Below are 16181 nucleotides of genomic sequence, written 5' to 3'. Positions count from 1 at the left end.
CAAAGCCGCTGCGCCCACCGAGACCCCCACCAGCGACGACACCGCAGCAGCGTCTGTCACTGCTCAAGCCGCCGTCGAGGTGGCTCAGGCTGCCGAGAACCACACCGCCGTGGCTGAGGCTTTGGATCTGGCGCCCCAAGAGCCCCAGAGCTCCGAGCTTGCCGGCGCAGCCGATGAGACCCCATCTCCTGAGGCAGAGGCTACCGTGCCTGAAGCAACCTCGGAAACCGTCGAGCCCACCAGTGAGTCTGCTGCTTCTGAGGATGCGTCCTTCTCGGCAGCCCGCTATGAGGGAGGTGCGTCCTTTGTGGCTCAGATGGCTCGTCCCGCCGGCGCCGCCCTCTTCCAGGCAGCCGACCGTGCAGGCAGCCAGACTCCGGTCTTCCCACAAGAGACCCAGGCAGCCGGCGAGATCAACAGCTCCACCGCCAACTACAGCTTTGAGGGCGTGCAGCACAACCATCGAGTCGAGGTGTACTTTGCCAAGAATAGCGAGCCTTACGCACCCAAGGACTCTGACGACGCCAAGGACTCCACTCCCACGGTGACGCCCAAGGTGGAGGGGTCTTCGGGCAAGGTAGAAGTAACCAATCCCGATCCTGGCAGCGATCCTGCTCCCGGCACTCCTGGCGCCCCTGTGGATCCCACCCAGCCCATCGTGGTCAAGTGGGAGAACATCCCCGACGGCAACGTTCCTGCCAAGGTCGTGGTGGGCGACCCGAACGGCCCCCATCACGAGATCGAGCTCACCCCTGAGGACATCGAGCGCGGCTATGTGGTGGTAGATCCCGCCGACGTCCCCGGCGGCGTCATCAACCCCGCGGGCGACACCCCTATCACCTTGGTGGTGGAGAAATCCTCCAAGGGCAACGACGAGGAAGTCCCCGTCCAGCAGCAAGCAGCCCCCAAGCAAGAGGGGAAGATGTTCAACATCGCCACCTCGGTCACGGGCGGCTTGGGCCAGGTGAGCTCCAGCGCCGAGATAGCCGAAGGCGGCACCTACACCGTGAGCTGGAAGGCAGAGCCTGGCTACCACGTGGCTCGCGTGCTGGTGGACGGCGTGGAGCTCACGTCGCTTCTGGCCACCGATCACGTGACCTTTAGCTACATCGACGGCCCCCACACCGTGCAGGTGGAGCTGGAGGCAGACCCGGATCCTGAGCCGGAGCCTCAACCTCGACCAGCCCCCGCCGATCCTGCACCTGCCAACCCCGATACCCCGGCTCCTGGCAACACTCGCGTGCTCATCACCCCGCAGCCCAGCTCCGGGATGCCCGCCACCGGCGACACCACCTCCTGGGTGGCTCCCCTCTTAAGCGTCGCTGCAGCCGCCACCGCCCTCATGGCGCTGATACTGGTGCGCCTGATACGCAAAGACGCCTAGACACCCATAGCGCAACGCCACGGTCTCGCCTATGACCACACGCCCCGAAGCTCTCGAGCGTCGGGGCGTTTTCTTGCCGAGAAACCCCGGCCCCCAAGGGTTGCGCCACCTGAGGAGCTGGGGTCTATTGCCAATGCAAGGGCTTAGGAGACGGCACTAGCTGCGGCTGCGAAAGCCGTCGATCAAGGAGCAAAGGGCGGCGGCGTTGGCCGCGATCTTCTCGGCAGGGAGGCGTTTCTCAACAAGGAGATCGGCGGCAGGCCCACAGCTTTTCTAGAGGCTCCACTCCAGAAGCCGGCCCAAGAAACGCGTGAGCTCCGGGGTGCGCGGATGGTCAAAGAGCTGCCGAGAAGGGCCTGCTTCCAAAAGCTGGCCCCCATATAGGAATGCCACCGTGTCGCAGGCCCGTGCGGCAAAACCCATCTCATGGGTGACGATAATGAAGCGGGTGCCTGCGTGCTTGAGCTCGCTCACCACGTCGAGCACCTCAGTGGTGTACTCAGGATCCAGGGCGCTGGTAGGCTCATCCAACAGCAACAGGTCAGGTGAGGCTGCCAGCGCTCGCGCTATGGCCACGCGCTGCCGCTGGCCTCCCGAGAGCTGGCCGGGGCGCTTCTCGGCCTGATCCAAAAGCCCCAGCCGCTCCAACAGCTCCGAGGCGCGCTGGGCTGCCGCCTGCTCGCCGTAGCCATGGACCGCCTGCAGGGGCACCTCGATATTTTGGCGGGCGCTCATGTGGCGAAAGAGCCCGCCATCTTGAAAGACAAATCCCAGCCGCGCGCGATAGGCTCGCAGGCTCTCTTCATCAAAAGACACCGGCTGGCCATCTACTGTGAACCGGCCGCCGTCGGGGGCAAGCAGTCCTCCCAGGATGCGCAGCAATGTGGACTTGCCGCCACCCGAGGGCCCGATGATGGCCAGTGCACGAACCTCTCCCTCATAGGAGACGTCTCTAAGCACTGGCACGCCGTCAAATGACTTAGTTATATGCTCCAACTTCAGGGGAAGGCCTGCAGCCTTAGGTGCGGTCTCACTCATAGGAGAGCCTCTTCTCAAAACGTCGGCTCACAAACATGATGGGCAGGGTGAGCACCAGGTAAAGGCCGCCCAAAAGCAAGAAGCCCCCAAAGAAGTTGTAGTTGGTGGCCGTGATCTCACGGATGGTCTGGGTAAGCTCGATTACTGCGATGACCGAGAGCAACGACGAGTCCTTGATGATGGAGGCCGCCTGACCCGTAAGCGCGGGCAGCGTTTGCGCAACCAGCTGGGGAATGACCACATAGCGCAGGGTTTGAGTGCGCGTGAAGCCCACCGAACGCGCAGCCTCCAGCTGGCTTTTGTCCAGAGCCAACAGGCTGCCACGAATGATCTCGGCGATATAGGCTCCCGAGAAGAGCGACAAGATCATGATGCCCGCCAACAGGCGGTTGTCGATGCCCCAGGCAGTGCCAATGATGTAGTAGAAGAAGTAGATCTGCACGATCAGCGGCGTGCCGCGGATGATCTTGACGTAGAGGTCGCACAGGTAGCGCAAGGGCAAGAAACGTGCACCCTGACCTGCGGCAACAGGAATACCTATGGCCAGCGACAACACCAGCGAAGCCGCAGAGATTCCCAAGGTGGTCAAAAAGCCGTCCCAGATGCGTGCCTGGTATTGGGCCACAAAGTCAAAGTTGAGGGCGATGCCCGCAGCCCCCAGCGAAAGCCACACCACTGTCACTACTGCAGCACAAACTACCAGGTAGCTGAGAGCGGCGCGCCCGCAAGGCACTGCACCTCCATCGGGCGCCCAAAAAAGACGCTGCCGGGATCGCGGCTGTCTGGCGGCACTCTTATGGGAGGCGTGCGAACGCTCGCTCACTGGCCTTGCTCCCCTTCAAAGTCGAAGAACCAGCGGAATCCCAAAGAGTCAAAGGCCGCCTTCTCATCGTGGAGGTATTTCTCGGTAAGGCGATCGAACTCGCCGTCCTCTTTGCATTGGGCGATGTACTCGTTGAGCTGGTCTTTGAGCTCTGTGTTGCCCTTCTTCACCGCCATGCCCCACATCTCCGGGTCTTGGAAGGGGATGAAGACGGCAGAAGTGGTGTCGGGATTGGCTTGGTTGTTGCGATAGATGGTGAGCTGGTCGTAGAGGAATCCGTCTGCCTTGCCTTGGACCACCTCGGTCACGCAGGCGCTCTCGTCTGCCAGGCGCACGATATTTGCCTGGGTGAGGTGTTTGGTGGCATAGACGTCGCCGGTGGAGCCGGTCTTTACCGCCACGGTCTTGTTGGGTTGGTTGAGGTCGTCGATAGAGTTGATGCCTGAGTTCTTGTTGGCCAAAATGGCCAGCTGGGCCACCGCGTAGGGGTCGGTGAAGTCCACGGATTCCTGGCGCTCCGGCGTGATGGTCATTGAGCTCAACACCACGTCTGCCTTGTTGGTTTGGAGCGCAGGGATAAGGCCGTCAAAGGAGGTGTTGTCTATCTGGACGTCGTAGCCGTAGGCCTCGCCAAAGCCTTTGATGAAGTCCACCGAAAGACCGGAAGGGTTGCCAGCGTCATCTTTGGTCTCGAAGGGCGGATAGGCAAGCTCCATAGCCACTACGAGCTTTTTCTTGCCGTCTGGGCCAGCTGTCTCCCCACCCCCGGAGTTGCAGCCAGACAGCGCCATAGCAAGCCCAAATGTGCAGCTCACACCCAATGCTAAAAATCCACGACGAGAGAGGCTCGCCGATTCCGTCTTTGCCACAAGTACCTCCTACCAGCTCAAAAGTTCATAGCCGTCGTCGGTAACCACCAACTGCACTTCCCACTGGGCCGAGTCACTGCCGTCTGCCGTGCGCACGATCCAGCCGTTGTCCTCGTCGGTGGTGATGTCGGGAGCGCCGGCGTTCACCATGGGCTCGATGGTGAAGCAGAGGCCAGGCACCATAATGGGGCCTGTGCCGGGCTCAGAGACAAAGCTCACGAAGGGCTCCTCGTGAAACTCCACGCCAATGCCATGGCCGCCGTACTCACGTACCACCGAGAAGCCATTGGCCTTAACATACTCGTTCACCGCAGCGCCCACGTCGCCCAGATGACCCCAAGGCTTGATGGCATCCAAGCCCTTTTGCACCGACTCATGGCATACCTCTACCAGTTTCTTGCGCTCTGGAGACACCTCGCCAATGCAGTACATGCGGCTGGAATCCGAGTAGTAGCCATCCTTGATGGTGGACATGTCCACATTGATAATGTCACCCTCCTGCAACACGTCTTCCTCACAGGGAAAGCCGTGACAAATGACGCCGTTGATGGAGGTGCACACGCTGTAGGGATAGCCCTCGTAGTTGAGGTCTGCCGAGACCGCACCGTGCTCCGCCATATACTCTTCCACCCAGCGGTTGATGTCTGCCGTAGACACGCCCGGGCCAATATGCTCGCCCACGTAATCCAGCACGCCCATATTCACCGCCGCCGAAGCCTTGATGCCTTCGATATCCGCAGGCGTCTTGAGCAGCGAGCGCGGAGGCATCTCTTCTCCGGCCTCATAGAGCGCATCCATGCGCTCGTCAGCCCTCGCATGACACTTCTTATACTTCTTGCCGCTGCCGCACCAGCACTCGTCGTTGCGACCAGGAACGGGCAATCCGTCAAACATAGTCTCTCCTATTCTTGGCAAAGCCTGCCGAAGCCGAGAAACTCCCGCATTCCAAGCCTCGCCTTTTGCCTCTGACCACAGATCATCTAAGCGTACAACCTGTACCCCATTTTGAACCCTCTTTAAGAGCGCAGCGTCACCTCTCCCAAAGCCACATCCCTCCGTTACCAGATGGATAACCGCAGCTCACCTACCCGTCGACCACCCTTCTAAAGGCAACCTGTTGCCGCCTACACTGAAAAGAACCTGTCCCTATATAGTTCACCATCTCTCTGAAGGGTGCTCCTATGAAGCGGCGATTCTTCCTGCACCAAGGACCTAAAGGCCTTCTCAAGCTCCTGGCACTCACCTGCGCCGTGGCAGCCTGCCTTGGCTTGGGCCTCCCGGCCACCCCCGCTCGTGCGGATTCCAACCTCGCCAATGCCTTGCCCCAAGGCGTACTCGTTGCCGAGAAACCCGCCTCTGCCACCCTGGATGAGGTTTGCGACGCCGACATCCCCATTCCCCCATCCACCGAGAGCTCCGGCCTCAGACGAGCCCCGACTACAAACGCAGGTTATACAGACTCGGAGGGCAACTACTATGAAAATGTGCGTTACGCCTCCAGCTCCCGCCTGGGACTAGGCATGGCCTGGACTGAGCCCAAGGTAGGAGAGCCCACCAAGTTTCACGTAATCGCCACCAGGCTTCCTGCCGAAGCTAACTATCGGGTGGATGGCATCGACCTCGTACATCAAGGCACAGATGACAAGGGTCAGCCTGTGTGGATCTATGACGACTACATCATGGACACCTCACAGTTCTTGAAGAAAGTTAAAAATAGTAAAGGCGAGTGGGTACCAGGTCCTCTGTATAAGGACCCATCGTCTCCCAACTTCGAGGTGACTTTCACATCCAACGACACCATAGCCGTACTTGTGCGCGTAGGGCCTGCTTCAAACGTGGTGGCCTCCGAGTACTATGCAGCTGAGTACATCAGGTTAGCAGTATCTCTAAATGACTCCAATGTGCCTTCGGTCCATGAGAAGTCCCGCCAGCTGGCTGCCCTGGCAAAGGCCGAGCTAGGGGCCAATGCTTCCCAGTATGACTTGGCCCTCTGGGCCCATGACTGGATCATCGACCATATGGAGTACGACCACACCTTTGGGTTTTGCGGAGCCGAAGGAGCCTTGACCCGCGGTCTTGGCACCTGCGAGTCCTACCACCGCGGCCTGGTGATGCTTCTCAACGACTTGGGTATCGAGACCGGTCGCCAAGTGGACGACAACCATGTGTGGACGCTCGCAAAACTGGACGGCCAGTGGTGCACCATCGATGCCACCTGGGATGACACTGACTACGATTTATCCAGCGGCTATCCGGGAATCCCAAGCCTACGCCACATCTATTTTGGCCTGGATGCTGCTACCACCGCCTTGGTGCACCCCAAGCTCGAAGCAGCCAACGTGCCTTTGAACTCTCTCCAAAACTGCCACCTCATTCGCTCTGGAGACCTGAATTACTTCACCGACTACGAGGCCAACCTGATCGCTTCTAAGCTTAGGGCCGGCCAGCTTTCCTTCTCTCAAGTCCCCCGGTGCAATCTGGGCTCTTCTATCACCAATCCCATCTACCACCTCGTGGCCCAACAGCTCTCTAGCCAAAGCTGGAATGTGAGCGGCAAAACCACCGATCGGGTAGAGGTATCCTACGCGCCCACGACGCTCTCCGTACGCGTTCCCACCGGTCTTGTCTCTTCTGACGGCCACCAAGAGTATTGGTCAGATGCCCACACCCAGGCAAAAAACCAGTGGGTCACCACTGGAGGCAAGCGTTACTACTTTGATGGCAATGGCGCTATGGCCACTGGATGGCTCACCCTGGGCAATGCCCGCTATTACCTAGGAACCGATGGCGCCATGCGCACCGGCTGGCAAACCATCAGCGGAGCTCGCTACTACTTCAACGATAACGGGACCATGGTTACAGGCTGGCAGGCCATCGCTGGCAGGCACTACTACTTTGGCTCCAACGGCGTCATGGCTACCGGCTGGCTCACCCTGGGCAATGCCCGTTATTACCTGGGCGCCGACGGCGCCATGCGCACCGGATGGCAAACCATCGACAGCCAGCGTTACTACTTTGGCTCCAACGGCACCATGGCTACTGGCTGGAACACCATCTCTGGAAAGCGCATCTACTTCAACAGCAACGGTACCCAAGCCTCTGGCTGGGTGACTATAGCTGGTCAGCGCACCTACCTTCACGCTGACGGCACTGCAGCATCCGGCTGGCAGTACATCAACAAACATTGGTATTACTTAACCGGCTCCGGTGTTCCCACCACCGGCTGGCAATGGGTAGGCGGCGCCTGGTACTGGCTCAACTCAGACGGCTCCATGGCCACCGGCTGGGTCTACACTGGGGGCGCCTGGTACTGGATGGACGGCTCTGGCGCCATGGCGGCCAACCGCTGGATTGGCAACTACTACGTGGGCGGCTCCGGCGCTATGGCCACCAACAGGTGGATTGGCCGCTGGCACGTGAACGGCGCGGGAGTCTGGGACGCTACCCGCTAAGCGCTCCGTACTCCTTCTGCTGGATCCCTTGAGCCCTCATCTGCACAATGGCTGCAGATGAGGGCTTTTCTTGGCAGGGATGGCCCAGAGCAAGCCAGACAAGAGGAAATGAGGCAACACTCCTAGTCCCGTGACAAAGCTACGGCCCAGGGCGGTATGGTCTGGCGCACCCCTAGGGCCCCATGGCTCTTAGGGTCTAGCACCTTCCTATGGACCCATGACTTTAGGGTCTGGCTCCCTCAGAAAACCTTCTTCAATAGCTACACCACAGCGTTGCTAAGATAGTGGTATTTATATCTATACTTTTACTTTAGCTACCATGCTATGTAGCTAAAGTAGATGCTTTTCTGAGGCAGCCATAGAGAAAGACGCCCATAGAGGAATCCGCTCGGACTCTAGCAGCAATCTGCGGCCCCGGAAGGAGATCGCTGGGGCGCCAGGGCATCACCAAACAGGAGCCGCAAAGCCGCCACCGCACCCCTTTTCTAAAGCTCGCACACCCACTCATCCCTAGGACGGTATACCTCGTGGAGCTTGGGATTGGGCATAGCCTCTTGGCCTTTATAGCCCACGCAAAGCAAGCAATGCGGGCGCACGGACTCAGGCAAATCAAACTCAACGCGCGCCTTTGCCGGATCAAACAAGAGCACCCAAAGGGAACCCAATCCCAGAGCGGTGGCTTCCAACATCATGTGGCAGCACACAATGGAGGCGTCCATCTCGCCGGAGTCATAGCCTTCCACATAGCGGCTCTTCCAAGCCCGATCCTTGTCCGAACATACCAAGAACACCAGCGGTGCCTCATAGGTGCTCTTGGACACCCGCCGAATCTTCTCCAACGCTTCGGGGCTTTGAAGCACATAGACCCTTTGCGGCCGACTATTGGTAGCAGTGGGCGCTACCTGGGCAGCCTCCAAAATCTTGGCCACTTTCTCTGGCTCCACCGGCTTTGGGCTGTAGCTTCTTACCGAGAAACGCTCCTTGGCGAGCTCCAAGAAATCCATGGTCCCCTCTCCTTCTCTGGACTGCAACTCACACCTATTGTGCCTTAGCTGCTGCCTGTGCGAGCACCGGCGTCATATCGCCGTCGATGCAGAGTGATCGCGAGGCAATCTGCGCCGGCGCCTGAGCCTGACCGTCGTTCAGGCTGCGATAGTACGCCTGCGGGTTTTTGGCTACCTGCTGCCAGAAGGGATACTTGATGATCCCGGGGGTGATTAGGCCCACACCCATCTCTAAAAAGAGGACTTGCTGCCCCTGATGAGCCTCCAAAAACTCCCGATAGCGGGCAGCAGCCCCATGCCAACCAGCATCTTCCACAAAGGTCTCGTCGCAGCGCAGGTTCATGGTCATGGGCTCGCCACATACCGGGCACAAAGGCACCAGCTCGTGCGGGATCCTACAGTCTTTCTGCGCTGCCACTATAGCCTCAACCGCCTCGCGGTTGTCGTAGGTCTCGGCATGACAGGGCGCCGAGCACTGCCACAGCCCATAGTCGCCCTGGGTGTAGAAGAGCCTCTCTTTGGCAAACCCCGCCAGCTGGAACTGATGGTCCACATTGGTAGTGAGTACAAAATAATCTTTGGGCGCTACCAGCGACAACAGGTCGCAGTAGGGCTGCCCCGCCTCTACGTCGTAGCGATTCACCCAGATGGCCCTCGACCACCAGGCCCAGTATTCTTCCAGCGTCTTGTAGGGATAAAAGCCGCCGCTATACATGTCGCGGATGCCGTAGGCACGCCTAAAGTCTGCGAAGTGCTTCTCGAAGTGGTTCTCAGGTAGTCGCGTACGATAGCGGTGGCAATGAGGGCTGCCTCGTCGGCCGGAAAGCCGTATTCGCCGCAGGAGATGCAACAAAAGGCCAGGCTTTTGAGGGAGTGTTTCTCGGCAAGGGTAAGACACGATTCATAACAAGAAGCCAGTTGCGCTTTGTGGGTGCGCGTCAGCGGCCCTCGCACGATGGGTCCCACGGTGTGGAGCACAAAGCGGCTGGGCAAGTTGAGCGCCGGGGTGAGCTTTGCCTGGCCGCAGGGCTCGGGATGGCCCTGAGCAGCCATCAGCTCGGCGCAGGCCTGGCGAAGCTCTAGGCCCGCCGCGCTGTGGATGGCGTTGTCGATGCAGCCGTGGCAAGGGTGAAAGCAGCCCAAAAGCTGGTCGTATCGAGGATCCTCGGCCAGAAGCGCATCGATAAGCCAGAGGCGCCGCTCCTGCTGGGTCATTTCATTGTTCATAGCGACTTCCTCGTCTTAGAGTTTTCATGAGGCCACTATTTTTCATGAGACCGCTATGGATCCTCACAACCCTGCCGAGAAGTACGCACCTTCAAGTTCGCAGGTCACCCGCAGGTAACCATTGGACGCTACCTGCGCCAACGCCCATGAACGTTGTGTGGGGGTACCATTGAGGTCGCACCCTTACCCTTCGAATCGATGAGGTCCCATGAGCACTCTTCCGAGAGATTACATAGAAGACGACCTGGCCAAATCCCACGAAAACCAGCAGCGCGAAGCCATTCCTGCCTCTCGACAAACCCCGCCTCCGGCAGACGCTTACAGCATCTATGTGCTCTTTAACCTTGAGGCAGCCGATGGCGAGGGCCATGCCATCTTGGCGTTAGGCCCAGAAGGCGGCCCGCTTGAGACCTACTCCTTCTACCGTCACGGCAAAGCCTTGGAGGCGCCTGCCCTCATGGCCTGCCTGGAGCATCCTGAGACCTTTGCCCAGATCCAAGAGGATTCCGGCTGGATCATCCATGGTCAGCCAGGCAATGAATGGAACGAGCACGTAAACGCCGCTCTGGCTCTTTGGTGCGACAAGAAAGCCTACGAGCCCGTGGCGGCCTTTGCAAAGCTCAAACGCACCATGCCAGGCACCTACAACCTAGTGACCTACAACTGCGTCAACTTTGTAGAAGAGGCGCTGGCCAAAGGCAACATCCACCTCACCATGCACAACGGCAAGCCGCTTCACACCTTCATCCCTAAAGACGCGTTCCGCGGGGCAGCAGGCGTTCACGGCGCACATCCCCTGGGCCAATGGAAGTACTGGTTCGACTTGGCTCCGGCGCCCCGCAACGGCCTGCGCACCATCTCAGACATCCCGGGGCATGACCAGCCTCTCCACTAGTAGCCCAAGGAGCTCTCATGGCCCATGACAACGCTTGCCCTTGCCTCGCCCGCTTTGAGGCTACCAACGGAACCGGCCTTTGGGAGGTCTATCCTTGGGGCCTCAAGGTGGGTGGCACCTGCTATGGGTTCACCCCCACCTCCCACATCGTGCATAGCGGGGTTCAGGGGCGCAGCTACCGCTCCGGGCGCCTGGTAGAAGAGCAGGACGACTTTGGGCTTTGGGCGGCACTTGCGGTCTATCAAGAGACCGACAGCTGGGAAGACGCCGGTCTCGCTGCCTGGGCGCTGGGCGGCTCCACTATGACTCCAGTGGTAGAGACCCACAAGATCCCAGGTACCGTCACGCTTTCCATTGGTGGCCTGCGCACAAGCGACAACCCAGATGCTTCTCTGCGCTACCGAGAAGACGGCCAGTGCGTGCAGGTAGACGCCATCCAGCGCTTTGCCGATGTATGCCTTGCTGCCATCAAGGCTTGCCGAGAAGCCCACAGCCCCGCGGCCAGCACCCGTTCCAGACGCAGAACCAACGGTCGCCGCCCCTAAAGCAAGCCCCGTAGGGCACGCCCTGGGCATCCCCTGCCGCAGCCCCATAGACCACGGCTTTGAGCGAAGAGGCAGCCGGCGCAAGGATGTGCGAGGGCGCAGCATTCCTGGGAGTCTCTTTTCTTGGGTGCATTAAGAGAGAGCGCACCTCTTGACCTTGACGCCGCGTCAGGAGGGACGATCTTCTCGGTAGTTTGAAGGAGGTGAATCTGTGAACGATTTAAAGGATACGCGAAAGGGCAATGTGAGGTCGCTGGGCATTGGCGAGGCGGCTCGGTTGGCTGGAGTGAGTGCGCGCACGCTGCGCTATTACGAGACCATGGGGCTGCTGGTGCCAGCGCGCACAGATGCGGGCTACAGAGTCTACCGCGAAAATGACTTGAAGCGATTGGCACAGATTTTGGCCATGAAGGGCTGCGGGCTTCCGCTGGCTACCATCAGGCGATTGTTGTCGGAGCGAGATACGCCGCTGGAACAGGTGCTTAAGGAGCATTTGAAGCAACTGGAAGCTCAGGGGCGATCTTTAGAAGATGCCGTTTCGCGTACCAAAGCCGCACTATGCACCCTTGAAAGGATTGATGCTATGAAACCCAATGAAGCCTTTGAATCCATGAAAGCCCAAGGTATTAAAGATTTTGAAGCCACCTATGGCCAGGAAGCTCGGGATCGCTACGGCGACGATGCTATCGATGCCTCCAATGCCCGCATGATGGCACTCACCAAAGATCAGTGGGATGCCAAAGAATTGCTCGAAGAGAGCATCAAGGTCCAACTGCGCGTGGCTATGGCCACGGGGGATCCCGCAAGCGATGCGTCTGCCGAGCTGGCCCGTATGCACGAGAAGTGGATCTCCATCCACTGGGGTCCCGGCTATGCAGAGGATGCCTACCTTGGATTGGTACACGGCTATTTGGCAGATCCGCGCTTTGTGAGGTACTACGACTCTGCTGCCGGCGAGGGAGCCACAGAGTTTCTGGCGTCCGCTGTCGACGCTGCCCACAGAAAGTAGCCCTACGGGACTTGCCAGTGCAACGATGGACTTGCCAGTTAACCTCTTCTGGCAAGTTTTAGTCCTGCGAAACTTGCAACTTGACCTCTCATAGCAAGTTTTTGGGCGGATTTTGGGGCTTGGGGCGACAATTCCCGTTATGAGAGGGGTCTCGGCACTGGGACGATGCGTTTCCCCATTGCAACTAAGCCCTTGACTGCATGCCTTCATGACCAGGCGCACGCCCATCACGGCCAGATGCACGCTCCCACAGGCAGGCGTACGCTCATCACTCTAGGCGCACGCCCAGCGCAGCCGCAGCACGCTTAAGGGCCGCGAACAAAGACAGATCCCGCAGCCCCGCGGCCTTGCGCTCCCAGCGCAAGGCCGCTCTTTTGTGCAACTGGGGCATCCCCCAGTGCAACTAGGTCCTGCCGCCCTTGTGCGAGGCGCCAGAGTTTTTCATAGTGGCTCCAGAGAGGAGTGCCCTATGAATCTTTCTGTCAAAGAGGATCCCCAGCTCGAAGAGATCCAGGTAGCCATCGCGTGCCCACGCATCGACAGCCGTGTATGCCAGATCATCGAGGCAGCCGAGGCGGCCGACCTTCGCCTCGCCGGCCTTCTCGATGGCTACCTGCACATAGTGGGAGCTCGCGAGGTGCTCTACATCGAAGCCGTCAACGGCAAGACCTTTCTCTATACCGCGCAGGCGGTGCTGGAATCGTCCAGTTGCCTCCAAGAACTTGAAACCAATCTCGTGGGCACCGAGTTCATTCGCGCGAGCCGTCAGCTGCTCGTAAACCTGGCGCATCTTGAGCGTCTGAGACCCTACCTTAACGCCCGGCTTGAACTGGTGCTCGACAACCAGGAGCACCTCATCGCTTCCCGCCAATTCGCACCCGCCATCAAACGTCGTATTGGCATCTAAGCCGCATTGCCCTGCGTCGCCTACATGCCCCCCCCCGCATCGCCGCAGCGTTCGCGCCCGACCGCCACCCCTCGCAAAAGGACCCACTATGAACGATTTTGCCAAGAGCGTCTTCACCTCCACCTGTCGGCTATTCACCATTTACATGCTCGCTGGAACCCTGGCGGCCATCGCCTTTATCGGCCTCAGCTACGGGCTCGCCCTCACACTCACCCTGTTTTTGGCCTCCTTAGCCATCGCCTTCCTGCGGGCTTTCTTCTTCACCGATCACTTCATCAAAGTCTTGAGCTATCCTGTGCGTATCCTGGGCTTTGGCCTTGCCGCCTTCATCCTGCTGACAGCCTGTGCCTGGCTGGGCCAGTGGTTTCCCATGGACAACCCCTGGGCTTGGAGCACGTTCGCCCTTATCTACCTGGCTATTCTGGGCGCGTGCTGCGTGGGCTACCAGATCTACTTCCGCCGCACTTCCGGAAGCTTCGACGCCGCCCTCAAGGACTACCACCAGCGCATGGGACGCTGATCCTGCCGAGAAACCCGCACCCTCCTAGCTCGTAATTACTAAAGCGACACCCCGACGCCTCAGCCACAAGAGCCCACAGATCCTGCAACCAATTGCTGTTTTTATCGGCATTTTATGTCTATGCCAGGCAATCCCCCACTGCGCCACAGGGGAGCCCGAGCCCTGGGTATGTTTTTAAGGGATAGCAGCAGGGACCAGGCGACTTCCGCCGCCTGGCCTCCCTTGAAGTCAGGAGGCCCTATAGGTGGAAACCCTGGAGTTCACCCTCATTGTGATGGCCTGCGTCATTGTGTCAGCCATCGTTGGCAAGATAGTCACCCGTGTGGCGCTGCCCCTCATCCAAATCTTGGTGGGACTTGTGGTGGCACTCTTCGCCCCGGCCGTCACCGATGTGCATCTTAGCTCCGAATTGCTTATGGTGCTCTTTATCGCACCGCTGCTCTTTAATGAGGCCAGGGAGTCAAGCCGCCGGGAGCTTTGCCGCAACAAGGGACAGATCCTTTCATTGGCGGTAGGGCTGGTGGTCGCCACTGTGCTGGTGGTGGGAGCCGCACTCTATGGCCTGGTTCCTTCCATGCCGCTGGCCGCCGCCTTTGCCTGCGCTGCGGCCCTAGGCCCCACCGATGCAGCGGCTGTGGGCGCCATGGGATCCACTGTGGCCCTCAACCGCAGGCAGCAGCTTTTGCTCTCCGGCGAATCCCTCATAAACGACGCCTCAGGCGTCGTGGCCTTCCAGTTTGCCGTAGCAGCCGCATTGACCGGCAGCTTCTCAGCCATAGAGGCTGGCGGCGAGTTTCTCCTGCTCTTCTTTGGCGGCATAGCGGTAGGGCTGGCGGTAGGTGGCGCGGTGCTCTTCGCCATGCTGGCCCTTCGCCACTTTGGCTACGAGGACACCACCTTGCACGTGCTTTTTGAGGTGCTCACACCCTTTGTGGTCTATCTGCTGGCCGAAGGCCTTCATGTGAGCGGCATCCTTGCGGTGGTGGCGGCCGGCTTGGTGCTGGCAGGGCGAGCCCCACGCCTCATCTCAGCCGCCGCCGCCCGCCGTCAGATGGTCTCGAACACCTTTTGGGAGATCATCGTCTTTCTCATCAACGGCATTGTCTTCACCATGCTGGGCATGGAGCTTCCCTTGGCGGTTGACCCCACAATCCTTGCGCGCTTCTCTATGCCAGAGCTTCTTGGCGCCGTCCTCTTGATCACCCTACTGCTCTACCTATGCCGCTTCATCTGGGTGCTGGCCATGAGCCTCATGCGCTTCTCTCGCCTGTTCAGACGCAAGGGAAAGCGTCATATCACCTCTATGGCCGCCGCCAAGGCGACCCACGATGCAGCCGTCATCACTTTGGGAGGCGCCAAGGGCGTAGTGACCCTCTCCATCATCTTCACCCTACCGCTCGCCATGCCCGACGGCAGCCCCTTCCCTGACCGCAGCCTCATCATCCTTCTTACCGCTGCCGTCATTTTATGCACCCTCCTTTGCGCCAACTTCTTGTTACCGCTGTTGGCGCCCAAACAGCTCTCCTCCAACGAAGACGCCGTGCACAGGGCCACTATCCAGGTGCTTGAGCGCACCATCCAGGAGCTGCGAGGCCGCTTGGACACCACCGGCGCCACCGAGTACGTTCCTGCCCTGCGCTTGACCATCATGCGCTATGAGACCCGGCTCAACCGGGAACGCCGCAACTCCAAAGCCTGCAGGGAAGCCCTCACCTCCCTCCAAGACCAGATCCTGGTGCTTCAGCAACAGCGAGCCGACTACCTCCAAAACAGCCAGCCCTCCAAGCTCTCCGTCACCCAAATAGCCCCCTACTACTGGGCCCTCAGAGGCATTCGCTCCTCTCTGGGCTATGAAGGGGAAGCCGTCAAGGTGGGAGCGAGGTTTCGGAGCTTCCGCGGCATGCTCCACTTGGCCACCAACCAAATTCAGCCCAGCCCGGTGCCTGACGAGCAATTCGAACAGATCTATTACGACACCTGCCTGTTCGCCATCGATCTAGAGCACGTGGCCCTCTCCTATCTGCGCGACGTCGAAGAGGCCCATGACGAGCGGGAGACTGCTGCCAAGCTTCTTATCGACAGCCACGAGGCAGCTTTGACCTCTCTCTGGGGCCGCATCAATTACGACCAGGATTTCTCCCAGGTAAGCGAGACTGTGGACGTGCGTGTGCACACCCGCCTGCCCCAAGGCATGAAAGCCAACTTCTTGGAGCAGTTCGCCAAAGCCCGCCACTATGCAGACGAAGTAGACGAGAACGCCCTCACCGTCGAGCTGGAAGTCATCCGGCACATGAGCGAAGCGGGAGAGATCTCCGACTCCGTGGCCCGCGAGCTCAGAAGCCACGTCTATGCGCTCCAAGCCAGCCTCGAGAACCAGTAGGCTCCCGGCGTCCCGCACCCTTGCCGCAACCCCGCCGCTTTGCGGCGCCACACAAAGCCCTCCAGCCAAAGATGAGGCTCTCTGGTGGGAGGGCTGGCGTTTCTCGGTAGCTTTTGCGCCCTTTTGCC

At 59.7% G+C, this 16181-nt stretch carries 15 protein-coding genes; 8 read left to right on the top strand and 7 right to left on the bottom strand.

Annotation, left to right across the window (positions count from 1 at the left end):
- Positions 1-79: 79 nt before the first annotated feature.
- The gene (locus OR601_RS02035; protein WP_265592047.1) at positions 80-1384 is read left to right on the top strand and encodes a hypothetical protein; all 1305 of its coding nucleotides are present in this window, start codon (positions 80-82) and stop codon (positions 1382-1384) included.
- A gap of 273 nt (positions 1385-1657) precedes the next feature.
- Here OR601_RS02035 and OR601_RS02030 read toward each other — a convergent pair whose 3' ends face one another.
- From OR601_RS02030 to map, 4 genes are all read right to left on the bottom strand, one after another.
- The gene (locus OR601_RS02030) at positions 1658-2422 is read right to left on the bottom strand and encodes an amino acid ABC transporter ATP-binding protein (RefSeq protein ID WP_265592046.1); all 765 of its coding nucleotides are present in this window, start codon (positions 2420-2422) and stop codon (positions 1658-1660) included.
- Positions 2415-3155, bottom strand: a complete 741-nt coding sequence (locus tag OR601_RS02025) for an amino acid ABC transporter permease (protein WP_265592045.1) — start codon at positions 3153-3155, stop codon at positions 2415-2417. Before OR601_RS02025 ends, OR601_RS02030 begins: the two co-directional genes overlap by 8 nt.
- An 86-nt stretch (positions 3156-3241) precedes the next feature.
- Positions 3242-4114, bottom strand: coding sequence for a transporter substrate-binding domain-containing protein (locus OR601_RS02020; protein ID WP_265592044.1), 873 nt, complete (start codon positions 4112-4114; stop codon positions 3242-3244).
- 9 nt (positions 4115-4123) lie between these two features.
- Positions 4124-5008 (bottom strand): type I methionyl aminopeptidase, encoded by an 885-nt coding sequence (map, locus tag OR601_RS02015; protein WP_265592043.1) that lies wholly within the window; start codon positions 5006-5008, stop codon positions 4124-4126.
- A gap of 287 nt (positions 5009-5295) precedes the next feature.
- On the opposite strand from map, the gene OR601_RS02010 reads away from it, so the two are divergent.
- Positions 5296-7566, top strand: coding sequence for a transglutaminase domain-containing protein (locus tag OR601_RS02010; RefSeq protein ID WP_265592042.1), 2271 nt, complete (start codon positions 5296-5298; stop codon positions 7564-7566).
- Between the two features lie 485 nt (positions 7567-8051).
- Here the strand turns inward: OR601_RS02010 and OR601_RS02005 are convergent, their stop codons facing one another.
- Genes OR601_RS02005 through OR601_RS01995 form a run of 3 tightly spaced genes read right to left on the bottom strand, consistent with a single transcriptional unit; the run spans position 8052 to position 9797 of the window.
- Positions 8052-8570: a nitroreductase family protein gene (locus OR601_RS02005; RefSeq protein WP_265592041.1), complete on the bottom strand. Its 519-nt coding sequence runs from the start codon at positions 8568-8570 to the stop codon at positions 8052-8054.
- 34 nt (positions 8571-8604) lie between these two features.
- Complete coding sequence (locus OR601_RS02000) at positions 8605-9213, bottom strand: SIR2 family NAD-dependent protein deacylase (protein ID WP_265592040.1); 609 nt, start codon at positions 9211-9213, stop codon at positions 8605-8607.
- Positions 9210-9797: a macro domain-containing protein gene (locus tag OR601_RS01995; RefSeq protein WP_265592039.1), complete on the bottom strand. Its 588-nt coding sequence runs from the start codon at positions 9795-9797 to the stop codon at positions 9210-9212. The genes OR601_RS02000 and OR601_RS01995 overlap by 4 nt, the downstream gene beginning before the upstream one ends.
- 208 nt (positions 9798-10005) lie before the next feature.
- Here OR601_RS01995 and OR601_RS01990 point away from each other — a divergent pair, with 208 nt between their 5' ends.
- The 6 genes from OR601_RS01990 (at position 10006) to OR601_RS01965 (ending at position 16053) form a co-directional block, all read left to right on the top strand.
- On the top strand, positions 10006-10692 hold the full coding sequence (locus OR601_RS01990; protein WP_136012318.1) for a hypothetical protein: 687 nt from the start codon (positions 10006-10008) through the stop codon (positions 10690-10692).
- Positions 10693-10709: 17 nt separating this feature from the next.
- On the top strand, positions 10710-11237 hold the full coding sequence (locus tag OR601_RS01985; RefSeq protein WP_265592038.1) for a hypothetical protein: 528 nt from the start codon (positions 10710-10712) through the stop codon (positions 11235-11237).
- Between the two features lie 211 nt (positions 11238-11448).
- Positions 11449-12246 carry a MerR family transcriptional regulator gene (locus OR601_RS01980; RefSeq protein ID WP_265592037.1) on the top strand — a complete coding sequence of 266 codons (798 nt, stop codon included), beginning with the start codon at positions 11449-11451 and terminating at the stop codon, positions 12244-12246.
- A 469-nt stretch (positions 12247-12715) separates the two neighbouring features.
- The gene (locus OR601_RS01975) at positions 12716-13153 is read left to right on the top strand and encodes a LytTR family DNA-binding domain-containing protein (RefSeq protein WP_136012316.1); all 438 of its coding nucleotides are present in this window, start codon (positions 12716-12718) and stop codon (positions 13151-13153) included.
- 88 nt (positions 13154-13241) lie between these two features.
- Positions 13242-13673, top strand: a complete 432-nt coding sequence (locus tag OR601_RS01970) for a hypothetical protein (RefSeq protein ID WP_136012315.1) — start codon at positions 13242-13244, stop codon at positions 13671-13673.
- Between the two features lie 244 nt (positions 13674-13917).
- Positions 13918-16053 carry a Na+/H+ antiporter gene (locus tag OR601_RS01965; RefSeq protein WP_265592036.1) on the top strand — a complete coding sequence of 712 codons (2136 nt, stop codon included), beginning with the start codon at positions 13918-13920 and terminating at the stop codon, positions 16051-16053.
- Positions 16054-16181: the final 128 nt, after the last annotated feature.

It is taken from the genome of Leptogranulimonas caecicola (assembly GCF_023168405.1).
Lineage (GTDB): Bacteria > Actinomycetota > Coriobacteriia > Coriobacteriales > Atopobiaceae > Leptogranulimonas > Leptogranulimonas caecicola.
Note: the sequence above shows the minus strand (reverse complement) of the source record. Positions and strands in the feature narration are given on the sequence as shown.

Excerpts from the sequence above, each read along its gene's own strand:
- OR601_RS02030 (WP_265592046.1), bottom strand. The coding sequence starts at position 2,422 with ATGAGTGAGACCGCACCTAAGGCTGCAGGCCTTCCCCTGAAGTTGGAG.
- map (WP_265592043.1), bottom strand. The coding sequence starts at position 5,008 with ATGTTTGACGGATTGCCCGTTCCTGGTCGCAACGACGAGTGCTGGTGC.
- OR601_RS02010 (WP_265592042.1), top strand. The coding sequence starts at position 5,296 with ATGAAGCGGCGATTCTTCCTGCACCAAGGACCTAAAGGCCTTCTCAAG.
- OR601_RS02005 (WP_265592041.1), bottom strand. The coding sequence starts at position 8,570 with ATGGATTTCTTGGAGCTCGCCAAGGAGCGTTTCTCGGTAAGAAGCTAC.
- OR601_RS01995 (WP_265592039.1), bottom strand. The coding sequence starts at position 9,797 with ATGAACAATGAAATGACCCAGCAGGAGCGGCGCCTCTGGCTTATCGAT.
- OR601_RS01990 (WP_136012318.1), top strand. The coding sequence starts at position 10,006 with ATGAGCACTCTTCCGAGAGATTACATAGAAGACGACCTGGCCAAATCC.
- OR601_RS01985 (WP_265592038.1), top strand. The coding sequence starts at position 10,710 with ATGGCCCATGACAACGCTTGCCCTTGCCTCGCCCGCTTTGAGGCTACC.
- OR601_RS01975 (WP_136012316.1), top strand. The coding sequence starts at position 12,716 with ATGAATCTTTCTGTCAAAGAGGATCCCCAGCTCGAAGAGATCCAGGTA.
- OR601_RS01970 (WP_136012315.1), top strand. The coding sequence starts at position 13,242 with ATGAACGATTTTGCCAAGAGCGTCTTCACCTCCACCTGTCGGCTATTC.